11 protein-coding genes are annotated in these 13,819 nt (G+C 55.1%); 6 read left to right on the plus strand and 5 right to left on the minus strand.

All coding sequences use genetic code 11. The annotated features are described in order from the left end of the window. Positions 1-124 precede the first annotated feature (124 nt). Positions 125-619, minus strand: coding sequence for a leucine-responsive transcriptional regulator Lrp (gene lrp, locus ACMYSN_RS06665; RefSeq protein WP_002439523.1), 495 nt, complete (start codon positions 617-619; stop codon positions 125-127). 531 nt (positions 620-1,150) lie between these two features. Between lrp and trxB the strand changes: the two genes are divergently transcribed. From trxB to infA, 5 genes are all read left to right on the plus strand, one after another. Continuing rightward, positions 1,151-2,119, plus strand: coding sequence for a thioredoxin-disulfide reductase (gene trxB / locus ACMYSN_RS06670; protein ID WP_123756155.1), 969 nt, complete (start codon positions 1,151-1,153; stop codon positions 2,117-2,119). Positions 2,120-2,233: 114 nt separating this feature from the next. Continuing rightward, positions 2,234-4,000, plus strand: coding sequence for an ABC transporter ATP-binding protein/permease (gene cydD / locus ACMYSN_RS06675; protein ID WP_462497465.1), 1,767 nt, complete (start codon positions 2,234-2,236; stop codon positions 3,998-4,000). Beyond that, on the plus strand, positions 4,001-5,722 hold the full coding sequence (cydC, locus tag ACMYSN_RS06680; RefSeq protein WP_462497466.1) for a cysteine/glutathione ABC transporter ATP-binding protein/permease CydC: 1,722 nt from the start codon (positions 4,001-4,003) through the stop codon (positions 5,720-5,722). Positions 5,723-5,880: 158 nt separating this feature from the next. Further along, complete coding sequence (gene aat / locus ACMYSN_RS06685) at positions 5,881-6,585, plus strand: leucyl/phenylalanyl-tRNA--protein transferase (RefSeq protein ID WP_462497467.1); 705 nt, start codon at positions 5,881-5,883, stop codon at positions 6,583-6,585. A 512-nt stretch (positions 6,586-7,097) separates the two neighbouring features. Further along, positions 7,098-7,316 carry a translation initiation factor IF-1 gene (gene infA / locus ACMYSN_RS06690; RefSeq protein WP_002211347.1) on the plus strand — a complete coding sequence of 73 codons (219 nt, stop codon included), beginning with the start codon at positions 7,098-7,100 and terminating at the stop codon, positions 7,314-7,316. Positions 7,317-7,453: 137 nt separating this feature from the next. On the opposite strand, the gene clpA is transcribed toward infA, so the two are convergent. Together clpA and clpS are read right to left on the minus strand one after the other, a co-directional pair. After that, positions 7,454-9,733, minus strand: a complete 2,280-nt coding sequence (clpA, locus tag ACMYSN_RS06695; protein ID WP_434585740.1) for an ATP-dependent Clp protease ATP-binding subunit ClpA — start codon at positions 9,731-9,733, stop codon at positions 7,454-7,456. A 30-nt stretch (positions 9,734-9,763) separates the two neighbouring features. Next, positions 9,764-10,081, minus strand: coding sequence for an ATP-dependent Clp protease adapter ClpS (gene clpS / locus ACMYSN_RS06700; RefSeq protein ID WP_004860017.1), 318 nt, complete (start codon positions 10,079-10,081; stop codon positions 9,764-9,766). A gap of 325 nt (positions 10,082-10,406) precedes the next feature. On the opposite strand from clpS, the gene cspD reads away from it, so the two are divergent. Beyond that, complete coding sequence (gene cspD, locus ACMYSN_RS06705) at positions 10,407-10,628, plus strand: cold shock-like protein CspD (RefSeq protein ID WP_123756144.1); 222 nt, start codon at positions 10,407-10,409, stop codon at positions 10,626-10,628. 68 nt (positions 10,629-10,696) lie between these two features. Here the strand turns inward: cspD and macB are convergent, their stop codons facing one another. Both macB and macA read right to left on the minus strand, forming a co-directional pair. Next, positions 10,697-12,640 (minus strand): macrolide ABC transporter ATP-binding protein/permease, encoded by a 1,944-nt coding sequence (gene macB / locus ACMYSN_RS06710; RefSeq protein WP_462497468.1) that lies wholly within the window; start codon positions 12,638-12,640, stop codon positions 10,697-10,699. Then, a complete protein-coding gene (macA, locus tag ACMYSN_RS06715) occupies positions 12,637-13,752 on the minus strand; it encodes a macrolide transporter subunit MacA (protein ID WP_462497469.1) in 1,116 nt (371 codons plus the stop codon). The genes macB and macA overlap by 4 nt, the downstream gene beginning before the upstream one ends. Positions 13,753-13,819: the final 67 nt, after the last annotated feature.

The raw sequence follows: 13,819 nt of genomic DNA on the forward strand, positions 1-13,819 counted from the left end.
CAGGTATCAGGCTGTTTCCTGCCTGCTGCTAAAACGGACAACAGTGCCGGGTCTCCCCGGCACTGTTGCTGTATGGATTAACAGGAGTGTAATCAAACTGCGACGAGTTTGCACCTGTTCCGTGTTAGCGCGTCTTAATAACCAGACGATTGCTTTGCTTGACTTCTTCCATTACCACATAGGTACGGGTGTCGTTTACACCCGGCAGGCGCAGCAGGGTTTCGCCCAGTAATTTGCGATACGCTGACATATCCGGTACACGGGTTTTCAACAGATAGTCGAAATCACCGGAAACCAGATGACACTCTTGAATTTCTTCAAGTTTTTGCACAGCGGAGTTAAATTGCTCAAACACATCCGGCGCGCCACGATTCAGAGTAATCTCAACAAATACCAGAAGTGATGCATCCAGATAATGCGGGTTGAGCAGCGCCGTATAGCCCTGAATAAAACCCTGTCTTTCCAGTCGACGCACGCGCTCAAGGCAAGGCGTCGGTGAAAGTCCCACCCGTTTAGAAAGCTCGACGTTTGAAATACGCCCGTCTTTTTGCAGCTCATTCAAAATATTACGATCGATGCGGTCGAGATCTTTGCCAGGGCGCTTCTTGCTATCTACCATTATTATTGTCTCTCTGTATTCCTTCCCTACTCCTGTTCCGACTCAGAGCCTTCACTGCCCGAGTCCATCCTGTTATTACCCTTTACGACATTGAGTAACCCAGGGGTACGTGAGAAGCCCGTTGCCTGACGGCAGTCACCAACATCACGCATGGCGTCTGTCCACACCATGCGTAGATTTCGCTAACCCGGATAAAAATGGCATTTGCGTGCATGAAAATTCGCCACACGCGAAACACTTTTTTTTCTTCCATGAATGTTTTCGCAAAAGCACAGGGGATTGTCAAAGCAAAACATCGATTTTTAGTACAAGATGCCAGATATTCATTATACCCCCCCGCTGATTCTCATGTTTTCATCTTATAATTGTCCCGCTGACAGTAGAATTAGTTATATTCCTCGTTCGTAAAATCACCAATTCATCGGCTACTTCTATTGCACACATCGTTAACAAAATCGCTGTGCTCTTTTTTTACGACAACAAATTCCCTACAATCCAGCCCAATGTATGCCAATAAATTATGGGGATCTCATGGGCACGACCAAACACAGTAAACTGCTTATTCTTGGTTCTGGACCTGCGGGATATACCGCTGCCGTCTACGCAGCGCGCGCAAACCTGCAGCCAGTGCTGATTACCGGCATGGAAAAAGGCGGTCAGTTGACCACCACGACGGAAGTGGAAAACTGGCCAGGCGATCCGAACGATCTGACCGGTCCGCTGCTGATGGAACGCATGCATGAGCATGCAACAAAGTTTGATACCGAAATTATTTTCGACCATATCAACAGCGTCGATCTGCAGAACCGTCCTTTCCGTCTGGTGGGTGACAGCGGTGAATACACCTGTGACGCCTTAATTATCGCCACCGGCGCGTCTGCACGTTATCTGGGGCTGCCATCGGAAGAAGCCTTCAAAGGCCGTGGCGTATCCGCCTGTGCAACCTGTGACGGTTTCTTCTACCGTAACCAGAAAGTTGCCGTGATCGGCGGCGGCAACACCGCGGTTGAAGAAGCGCTGTATCTATCTAACATCGCCTCCGAAGTCCATCTGATTCACCGTCGCGATTCATTCCGCGCCGAAAAAATCCTCATCAACCGCCTGATGGATAAAGTGGCAAACGGCAACATCGTGCTGCACACCCACCGCACCCTGGAAGAGGTTACCGGCGATCAGATGGGCGTGAGCGGTCTGCGCCTGCGCGACACGCAAAATAGCGACAATATCGAGTCTCTGGACGTTGCCGGTCTGTTTGTTGCTATCGGCCACAGCCCTAACACCGCCATCTTTGAAGGCCAGTTGGCGCTGGAAAACGGCTATATCAAAGTACAGTCTGGGATCCACGGCAACGCCACCCAGACCAGCGTTCCGGGCGTCTTCGCCGCAGGCGATGTGATGGACCACATCTATCGTCAGGCGATCACCTCTGCCGGTACCGGCTGCATGGCGGCACTGGATGCCGAGCGTTATCTTGATGGTTTAGCCGACGCTTGCAAATAATCTTTACAAGTCAGTAACAAAGGTAAAGAAGGCGACGAAAAGTCGCCTTTATTTTTTCCTCGTTGTAACATTGCCCAGCCTAAAAACCTCATAACTACACCTGCAAAGTGCGCAATGAATAAAACCCGTCAGCAAGAGTTAACACGTTGGTTAAAAAATCAAAGCATTCTCTCCCGTCGCTGGTTGATGATTTCCCGCGCCCTGGGGGTCATTAGCGGTCTGCTGATCGTCGGCCAGGCCTGGCTGCTGGCGCGGATCCTTCATCGCATGATCATGGAGAATATTCCGGCAACGGCGCTGGTGCTGCCGTTTATTGTGCTGGCATTAATTTTTATTCTCCGTGCCTGGGTGGTCTGGTTCCGTGAACGAGTGGGGTTCATGGCCGGACAGCATATTCGTTGCGAAATCCGCCGCCAGGTGCTCGATCGCTTACAGCAGGCGGGCCCGGCATGGATTCAGGGCAAACCAGCAGGAAGCTGGGCGACGCTCATTCTTGAGCAAATTGATGATATGCACGACTACTACGCGCGCTATTTGCCGCAGATGACGCTAGCGGCCTGCGTACCGCTGCTGATTGTCCTGACTATTTTCCCGATTAACTGGGCAGCCGCACTGATTCTGCTCGGTACCGCACCGCTGATCCCGCTGTTTATGGCGATGGTCGGCATGGGCGCGGCTGATGCCAACCGGCGTAACTTTCTGGCGCTGGCCCGGTTAAGCGGCCATTTCCTCGACCGCCTGCGCGGCATGGAGACGCTGCGGCTGTTTCATCGCGGTGAAGCAGAAACCGACAATATTCGTGAAGCATCCCAGGATTTCCGCCAGCGGACGATGGAAGTGTTACGCCTCGCCTTTCTCTCGTCGGGCGTGCTGGAGTTTTTCACCTCCCTCTCTATTGCGCTGGTGGCGGTCTATTTCGGCTTCTCCTATCTCGGCGAGCTGAATTTCGGCCATTATGGCGTCGGGGTGACCTTGATGTCGGGTTTCCTGACCCTGATCCTGGCGCCGGAGTTTTTCCAGCCGCTGCGTGATTTGGGCACCTTCTACCACGCCAAAGCGCAGGCCATTGGCGCCGCAGACAGCCTGAAGACGTTTATGGAAACACCGCTGGCACAGGATAAAAAAGGTGAAAAAGTGCTCAGTGACAATGAGCTGATTCGCCTTGAAGCGCATGATTTGTTGATTAAGTCCCCGGAAGGAAAAACGTTGGCGGGTCCGCTCAACTTTACGCTTCCAGCCGGCAAGCGCGTGGTACTGGTGGGCCAAAGTGGTTCGGGGAAAAGCTCACTCCTCAGCACATTAACCGGTTTTCTTCCTTACGAAGGTTCGCTGCTGGTCAACGGTATTGAACTGCGCGACCTCGACGCCAACCGCTGGCATCGCCTGCTCAGTTGGGTGGGACAGAACCCTCAACTCCCGGCGGCAACCTTGCGTGAAAACGTGCTGTTGGCCTGGCCGGAAGCCACCGACGCACAGCTCCAGCTGGCGCTGGATAAAGCCTGGGTGAGCGAATTTGTCTCTCAGCTGCCGCAAGGCATTCACACGCCGGTCGGCGATCAGGCCGGTCGCCTGTCCGTCGGCCAGGCACAGCGCATTGCCGTGGCACGCGCGCTGCTGGTGCCCTGCCGTCTGCTGTTATTAGATGAACCTGCGGCCAGCCTCGATGCCCACAGCGAGCAGCGGGTGATGCAGGCGTTGTTTAACGCCTCGTCGCAACAAACCACGCTGATGGTCACCCACCAGTTGGAAGGTATCGCCGATTGGGATGCGATCTGGGTGATGCGGGACGGTCAGATTGTCGAACAGGGTCCCTATGCTCAGTTGGCCGCTGCCGAGGGTCATTTTGCGACCCTGTTAGCCCACCGTCAGGAGGAGATTTAAATGCGCGCATTATTGCCTTATCTGGCGTTGTACAAGCGGCATATCTGGCTGCTGACGATCGGCGTAGTCCTGGCGATTATCACTCTGCTGGCCAGCATTGGCCTGCTGACGCTTTCGGGCTGGTTCTTATCCGCCAGTGCCGTAGTGGGTGTCGCCGGGATCTACAGCTTCAACTATATGCTCCCGGCCGCGGGCGTGCGTGGTGCGGCAATTCTGCGTACTGCTGGTCGCTATTTTGAGCGTCTCGTCAGCCATGACGCCACCTTCCGCGTGCTGCAACATCTGCGGGTATTCACCTTCAGCAAACTGCTGCCGCTCTCCCCTGCCGGGCTGGCGCGTTTTCGTCAGGGTGAGCTCCTTAACCGGGTGGTTGCCGACGTCGATACGCTGGACCACCTCTATCTGCGGGTGATCTCCCCGCTGGTTGGCGCGCTGGTTGTCATTCTGGTGGTTACCGCTGGCCTGAGCATTCTCGACGTTACGCTGGCGCTGACTCTGGGCGGGATCATGCTGTTAACGCTGGTTATTTTGCCGCCGCTGTTTTATCGCGCCGGAAAACCGACGGGTGAACATATCACCCGGCAGCGCGGACAATATCGCCAGCAGTTGACCTCCTGGTTACAAGGGCAGGCAGAGCTGATGCTGTTCAGCGCCAGTGACCGCTACCGGGCGCAGATGGAAAAGACCGAACAGCGCTGGCAGGAAGCACAACGTCGCCAGGCAGATCTCACTGCCCTGTCGCAGGCGCTGATGCTGCTGATTGGCGGTATCGCGGTGATTGCCATGCTGTGGCTGGCTTCTGCCGGGGTGGGCGGAAACAGCCAGCCTGGTGCGCTGATCGCCCTGTTTGTTTTTTGCGCCCTGGCCGCATTTGAAGCGCTGGCCCCGGTCACCGGTGCGTTTCAGCATCTTGGTCAGGTGATTGCTTCCGCTCGTCGGATTACGCAAATTACCGAACAACAGCCAGAAGTCACTTTCGTGTCTGGTGCGGAACAAGCGCCTGAGCGCGTTGCACTGACCCTGGATAAGGTCACCTTTAGCTATCCGCAGCAGCCGGCTCCGGCGCTGGATACCGTCTCGTTGCAGGTCAAGGCAGGCGAGCATATCGCGATTCTGGGGCGTACCGGATGCGGCAAATCGACACTGTTGCAGCTTCTGACTCGCGCCTGGGATCCGGCGCAGGGTGAGATCCTGCTTAACGGTCAACCGTTGACGCACATCAATGAAGCTTCCCTGCGTCGGACAATGAGCGTTGTTCCTCAGCGGGTGCATCTGTTCAGCGCCACGCTGCGCGACAACCTGCTGCTGGCCGCCCCAGGCGCCAGTGATGCTCAGCTCACCAGCACCCTGGAACGCGTGGGTCTGGAGAAACTGCTGGAAGACAGCGGCCTCAATGCCTGGTTGGGCGAAGGCGGTCGTCAACTTTCCGGCGGCGAGCTACGCCGACTGGCCATCGCCCGTGCCCTGCTGCATGATGCGCCGCTGATGCTGCTTGATGAGCCCACCGAAGGGCTTGATGCGACAACAGAAAGCCAAATCCTTGATTTACTGAGTGATGTGATGCGTGAAAAAACCGTCCTGATGGTTACCCACCGTCTGCGCGGACTGGCACGTTTTAATCAGATAATTATCATGGACAACGGGAAGATTATTGAGCAAGGTAATCACGCAGAACTGCTGGCGAAACAAGGGCGTTATTACCAGTTTAAACAGCGTCTGTAGACGGGATATTTCCCCTCGTTTTGCGTATATACTTTAGGCGTTTCAGGGCACCAACATGGTGCCCTTGTGCCAGCCGTTAGCCTGAAACGACAACGGTAGTGGCCAGTTGAAACGCCGCGAGTCTATTGGACAATTGCCTGGTGCGTATTGAGGTTAAAATGCGTCTGGTTCAGCTCTCCCGTCAGTCCATTGCCTTCCCTTCCCCGGAAGGCGCCCTGCGCGAACCGAACGGCCTGCTGGCGCTCGGCGGCGATCTCAGCCCGTCACGCCTGTTGATGGCCTATCAGCACGGCATTTTCCCCTGGTTTTCTCCGGGCGATCCTATTTTATGGTGGTCTCCCGACCCCCGCGCGGTCCTGTGGCCAGAACAGTTTCACCTCAGCCGCAGCATGAAGCGTTTTCACCAACGCTCGCCCTATCGCGTCACGCTCAACCATGCGTTTGGTCAGGTCATTGAAGGTTGCGCCGAGAACCGTGACGAAGGCACGTGGATCACCCCCGGCATCGTTAAGGCCTATCACCAGCTCCATGAGCTGGGCCATGCGCACTCGATTGAAGTCTGGCAAGACGACACCCTGGTGGGCGGCATGTATGGCGTGGCTCAGGGGGCATTGTTTTGTGGTGAGTCGATGTTCAGCCATGCAGAAAATGCCTCAAAAACGGCATTACTGATTTTCAGCCAGGTATTTGCCCACGATGGCGGTAAATTGATTGACTGCCAGGTGCTGAATAATCATACGGCATCGCTTGGCGCCGTCGAAATCCCTCGCCGTGATTATCTTGACCATCTGGCTGAATTACGTACCTGCCATCTTCCTGCACGGTTTTGGGTACCGAGGGTGCTATTTGCCGGTCATGCGTAAATGTTTTCAGCACATTTTTCACCATGATGGTATAATTGCGCAGTAGAGTAGCTTCTGCCTGTTGCCCCGCCGCCGTTTGGGAATAATAAGAGTCAGATAACGCCCATCGTTCTGTCACTCCCCCTTTACGTTTGCGCCTGTCATACGGCTTTTCCGTGTGGATTACGGGCAATGCGCCAAAACTACTTCAGAAATTTATATCCTGAATAATTTAGGATGCGTCGGGTTGGCAACGATAAGCCCCTGGCACATCAATAACTATGTGACCGCGTAAGCGAAGACAGCCAGAAAGATAAAAGCGCCTATACCCTAAATAATTCGAGTGGCAGGCAGGCGGCGACGCAGTGAATCCCCAGGAGCTTACTGAAGTAAGCGACTGAGGTGAACGATGACAGCCAACGCCCACGCAATTTGAAGTATGCCGGGGATAACGTAAAGACTTTACTTACTCGCTGAACTTCGGCATTATCTTGCCGGTTCAAAACTACGGTAGTGATACCCCAGAGGACTAGATGGCCAAAGAAGACAATATTGAAATGCAGGGCACCGTACTTGACACGTTGCCTAACACAATGTTCCGCGTAGAACTGGAAAACGGTCACGTGGTAACTGCGCATATTTCCGGTAAAATGCGTAAGAACTACATCCGCATTCTGACGGGCGACAAAGTGACTGTTGAGCTGACCCCGTACGACCTGAGCAAAGGCCGCATTGTCTTCCGTAGTCGCTGATAGTTTTCCGCCCTCGTGGCGTCAGATGCTGAAGGCCGGGATAATTTCCGGCCTTTTCATTTCTGCAGCCGGCTAAAATAGCGGCATAAAAAAACCGGCCAACAGGCCGGTTTTTTGCGATAACCGCACGGTAGAACTTAGTGCGCCGTTTCCGGTTTATGTTTCTGTGCACTCTGGAAGTTATAGGTCAACGCACCTTTCTCTTTATCCAGTGCGACGGTCACCTGCCCACCATCAACCAGCGAACCAAACAGCAGCTCGTTAGCCAGCGGTTTTTTCAGGTTATCCTGAATAACACGCGCCATTGGACGTGCGCCCATTGCCCGGTCGTAGCCTTTTTCTGCCAGCCAGTCTCGTGCTTCCTGACTCACTTCCAGCGAGACGCCTTTCTGATCCAGCTGAACCTGCAGCTCGACGATAAACTTATCCACCACCTGATGGATCACCGTTGTAGAGAGATGATCGAACCAGATAATGTTGTCGAGACGGTTACGGAATTCCGGCGTAAAGATCTTTTTGATCTCATCCATCGCATCCGGGCTGTTATCCTGCTGGATAAGGCCGATTGATTTACGCTCGGTCTCACGCACCCCGGCGTTGGTGGTCATCACCAGCACCACGTTACGGAAGTCCGCCTTGCGGCCGTTATTGTCGGTCAGCGTGCCGTTATCCATCACCTGCAGCAGCAGGTTAAAGACGTCCGGGTGCGCTTTTTCGATCTCATCCAGCAGCAGCACCGCATGCGGATGCTTAATCACCGCATCGGTCAGCAACCCGCCCTGATCGAAACCGACGTAACCCGGAGGCGCGCCAATCAGACGGCTGACGGTATGACGTTCCATATATTCGGACATATCAAAACGCAGCAGCTCAATACCCAGCGCTTTCGCCAGCTGCACGGTCACCTCGGTTTTCCCGACCCCGGTCGGCCCGGCGAAGAGGAATGAACCAACAGGTTTGTGCTCGTGGCCCAGGCCCGCACGCGCCATCTTGATGGCCTCAGTCAAAGCTTCAATCGCTTTACCCTGACCAAAGACCAGCATTTTCAGACGGTCGCCGAGATTTTTCAGCGTATCGCGATCGCTCTGCGAGACGCTCTTCTCAGGAATACGGGCAATCCGCGCCACCACCGACTCGATATCCGCCACGTTGACGGTTTTCTTACGCTTGCTGGCTGGCATTAAACGCGCCCGTGCCCCGGCCTCGTCGATCACGTCGATAGCCTTGTCCGGCAGATGGCGGTCGTTAATGTATTTCACCGCCAGCTCGACCGCCGCACGTACCGCTTTCGCGGTGTAACGCACATCGTGGTGCGCTTCGTACTTCGGTTTCAGGCCGTTGATGATCTGCACCGTCTCTTCCACAGAAGGTTCGGTAATATCAATCTTCTGGAAGCGACGCGCCAGAGCACGGTCTTTTTCGAAGATGTTGCTGAACTCCTGGTAAGTGGTTGAGCCCATCACCCGAATTTTGCCGCTGGAGAGCAGCGGTTTAATCAGGTTGGCCGCATCGACCTGGCCACCAGAAGCCGCACCTGCACCGATAATGGTGTGGATTTCGTCAATAAACAGAATGCTGTTGGTATCCTGTTCAAGCTGCTTAAGCAGCGCTTTGAAACGTTTTTCAAAATCACCGCGGTATTTTGTCCCCGCCAGCAGAGAGCCAATATCCAGCGAGTAGATGGTGCAATCGGCCATAATCTCTGGCACGTCGCCTTGCACAATACGCCAGGCAAGCCCTTCGGCAATGGCGGTTTTACCGACCCCAGATTCGCCCACCAGCAGCGGGTTATTTTTCCGGCGACGGCACAGAACCTGAATCGCACGCTCCAGCTCTTTTTCGCGGCCGATCAACGGATCGATTCCGCCGACGCGAGCAAGCTGATTGAGATTGGTGGTGAAGTTTTCCATACGATCCTCCCCGCCTGCTTGCTCTTCATTGCTGGGCTGGCTTCCGCTGTTATCGGAAGGCTGGCTCGGCTCGTCTTTGCGTGTACCGTGAGAAATGAAGTTAACGATGTCGAGACGGCTGACTTCGTGTTTACGCAGCAGATAGGCCGCCTGCGATTCCTGTTCGCTGAAAATCGCGACCAGAACGTTGGCGCCGGTGACTTCACTGCGGCCAGAGGATTGGACGTGGAAGACCGCGCGTTGCAGCACACGCTGGAAACTCAGCGTCGGCTGAGTGTCGCGCTCTTCTTCCGTGGCGGGCAGTACGGGTGTGGTCTGTTCGATGAAGGCTTCGAGTTCCTGACGCAGCGCCACCAGGTCCACGGAGCAGGCTTCTAACGCCTCGCGGGCCGAAGGGTTGCTGAGCAGCGCCAGCAACAAGTGCTCGACGGTCATGAACTCATGACGGTGCTCGCGCGCTCTGGCGAAAGCCATATTTAAACTGAGTTCCAGTTCTTGATTGAGCATAGGCACCTCCCCCAATTTTCATGCCTGTCTTCAGGCTTTCTCTAGCGTACACAGCAATGGATGCTCGTTCTCCTTCGCGTATTCGTTCACCATCGCGACTTTGGTTTCCGCAACTTCTGCAGTAAATACACCACAAATCGCTTTACCTTGATAGTGAACCGTCAGCATCAGTTGCGTTGCACGTTCTACATCATAAGAAAAGAATTTTTGTAACACGTCAATAACAAACTCCATTGGAGTGTAGTCATCATTGAGCAATATCACTTTATACATAGATGGTGGTTTAAGTTCATTACGAACTTCGTCTTCTACCAGCTGATCGAAATCCAGCCAATCTCTCTTACTCATCGTCAATGTTCATCAATGGTTGCTGTTGCCAACAGGCGGCGGCCTGTTGATGACCAGTGGCTATGCACATCACAAATCTACAATAGATCATAGATAACTATCATCTATTACTTCCATCCGCGATGTCTGTCACATTCCCCGGCAATAGCGTTAACTGCTTCAAATTTTGACGCATTTTTCGCCTTCCATTACCGTCAATCGCTTGACGCATTTCCGTATTTCTCTAAATTGTACTGGCGAGAGTTGGCGAGCATTTGAACAACTCGTCACTCCACTGCCGGTTCATTCCATCTTACTTATAAAGAATTACGAAGGATGTCGAAGTATGGAAATGGGTACTGTTAAGTGGTTCAACAATGCCAAAGGGTTCGGTTTTATCTGCCCTGAGGGCGGCGGCGAAGACATTTTCGCCCATTACTCCACCATCCAGATGGATGGTTACAGAACGCTAAAAGCCGGACAAGCCGTTCGGTTTGATGTTCACCAGGGGCCGAAAGGCAATCACGCCAGCGTGATTGTTCCTGTGGAAGCCGAAGTGGCTGCATAACGCTTTCGCTTCATTGTGTACATCCCGCCAGTAAAATGCCAGTCCTTCTGACTGGCATTTTTTTGTTTCTACTCGCGGGCCAGCGCGTCCACCGGATCAAGTCGCGCGGCATTGCGAGCCGGAAGCCAGCCAAACAGCACGCCGGTCAACGTCGAACATAAAAAGGCGGTGACCAGCGCCAGCGGCGAAAAACCGATCTCCCAGCCGGGCAAAAACAGCTGCAGAACGAAGGCGATCATCAACGATAACGTCACACCCAGCGCGCCGCCGACCAGGCAGACTAACACCGCTTCGATCAAAAACTGCTGCAGCACATCGCTGGCCCGCGCCCCGACAGCCATCCGAATACCAATTTCACGGGTCCGCTCGGTCACCGATACCAACATGATATTCATCACTCCGATACCGCCCACCACCAGTGCAATCACCGCCACCAGGGTCAGAAACAGCTGTAATGTATGTGTGGTCCGTTCCGCCGTTTTCAAGATGCTGTCCATATTCCAGGTAAAAACATCTTTTTTGCCGTGACGGAGCTCCAGCAGACGCAGCAGCTGCTGTTCAGCGGTCGCACTGTCATAACCTTCACGTACGCGCACGGTAATGGAGTTCAACCACGATTGTCCCATCACTCTGCCGGCCATGGTGGAGTACGGCAGCCACACCCGCAGAATTTTACTGCTGCCAAACATCGACTGCTTCTCATCCGCCACGCCAACGATGGTGGCTGGCATATTGCCCACCAGAATGATTTCACCGACGACACGCGTTTTATGCGGGAACAGCTGACGACGGGTGTTGCTATCCAGCACCACCACCTGCGCCCGGCTGTTAAGCTGCAGCTCGTTGAAGGTGTTGCCTTCGCTGAAGGTCATCCCGTAAACGTTAAAATATTGCGCCCCTACCCCTTCCGCGCTGGCGGCAACGTCAACGTTGTCTGCACGCAGGCGCAGGCTTTTTGACACCGCAGGCGTCGCAGAGCTCACCCAGGGCTGCTTTTGAATTGCCAGCAGGTCGTCATACTTCAGCGCCTGCTGGTAGCGAGGGTCGTCATCGCCGAAATCTTTGCCGGGATAGACATCAATGGTGTTGGTACCAATAGCGCGAATATCCGCCAGCACCATCTGTTTCGCCGCATCCCCGACCACCACAATCGACACCACTGACGCGATACCGATGATAATGCCGAGCATAGTCAGCAACGTGCGCATTTTGTTCGCCGCCATCGCCCGCCAGGCCATCACCAGCGCCTCACGAAATCCGCTGGTGAACTGGCGCCACGGAGAAGGCTCCGCCCGCTTCGCCTGACGCGGCACGCCGCCGGTTGTTTCCTTCGCAGGCGGGTTACGCACAATTTCGCCATCGTGGATCTCGATGATCCGTTCAGCCTGCGCCGCTACTAACGGATCGTGGGTGACGATGATCACCGTATGTCCCTGGGATTTCAGCTGATGGAGGATCGCCATCACCTCTTCCCCCGAGCGGCTATCCAGCGCGCCGGTGGGTTCATCGGCCAGAATCACCTCGCCGCCGTTCATGAGCGCCCGGGCAATACTGACGCGCTGCTGCTGGCCGCCGGAGAGCTGCGAAGGCTGATACTCCGCCCGATCGCCAAGGCCCAGCCGCACCAGCAGCTCGCGTGCCCGCTCCAGACGCGCCCGCCGTTCCGTACCGGCGTAAACCGCCGGAACTTCAACGTTCTGTGCCGCCGTCAGGTGCGACAGCAGATGGTAACGCTGGAAGATAAAACCAAAATGCTCCCGACGCAGCCGGGCCAGTTCGTCACCGCTCAGCTGCGCAACGTCCGTCCCGGCCACGCGATAGGTGCCGCTGGTCGGTTTATCGAGGCAACCGAGGATATTCATTAAGGTCGATTTACCCGAGCCGGAGGCCCCGACGATGGCAACCATTTCACCGGCAGCAATGTTCAGCGTGACCCCTTTCAACACATCCACGCTGCCGTCACCGGAGAGGTAGCTGCGGCGGATATCACACAGTTCCAGCAATGCGGTCATTTTGCGGTCCCGGCATGGCTTTCGCCGGTGATCACTTCATCACCCTCATCCAGCCCTTTCACCACCGCAACATCGGTATCGTTGCGTGCGCCAATCGTCACTTCACGCTCTTTGACCTCGCCGGTACGCAGCAGACGCACGTTGTACCGGTTATCGCCGACAGCATCGCCCAGCGCGCTAAGCGGGATGGTGATGACATTTTTCACTTCCGCCATCTGGATATGCACCTGAGCCGTCATCTCCAGGCGCAGAATGCCCTGCGGGTTCGGCACTTCAAAGCGGGCATAGTAGAAAATGGCGTCATTGACCTTTTCCGGGGTCGGCAGGATATCTTTCAGGCGTCCTTCATAACGGGTCAGCGGATCGCCGAGCACCGTAAACCACGCTTTCTGCCCGGGACGAAGGTGAATCACATCGGCTTCAGAGACCTGGGCTTTCACCAGCATGGTACTGAGGTCAGCCAGCGTCAGGATGTTCGGCGCCTGCTGCGCAGCGATCACCGTTTGCCCTTGCAGGGTGGTAATTTGCGTCACTTCACCGGACATCGGCGCCAGGATGCGCGTGTAGTCGAGGTTGGTTTTTGCGGTATCTAAGGTTGCCTGATTACGCTTAATCTGCGCCTCAATGGTGCCGATTTGCGCCTCTTTCACTGCCAAATCCGTGGCTGCGGTATCGAGCTCCTGGCGTGATACCAGCTGACGCTGGGCCAGCTGCTGCTGACGCGCTAAGGTGACCGCCGCCAGCTTGCGCTCTGCACGCGCCTGATTGAGCTGGGCGCGAAGCTCCATCAGCGTGGCGTCGACTTCTTTAATTTGGTTTTCTGCCTGCTCGGGGTCGATCACCCCCAGCAGCTGATCTTTCTGGACTTTGTCGCCGATATTCACCCGCAGCGTTTTCAACTGCCCGCTTACCTGTGCCCCGACATCGACCTTACGCAGGGCATCCAGCTTACCGGTCGCCAGCACACTCTGCTGTAAATCCCCCTGGCGCACCACCAGCGTCTGATACTGCGGTAACGGCGCATTCAATATCCGCCATCCCCAAACGGCCATGGCCAGTACGATGACGGCCAGCAGCCACCAGAATTTCCTGCGCTTTCCATTAAGCTTCATAACTATTCCTGATGTATTCACCCGCAGAGCAAGATGCCAATTCTATCCGCAGCGCGCGCAAACATAA

Origin of the sequence: Klebsiella sp. R445, assembly GCF_051131755.1 — a bacterium.
Lineage (GTDB): Bacteria > Pseudomonadota > Gammaproteobacteria > Enterobacterales > Enterobacteriaceae > Klebsiella > Klebsiella lignicola.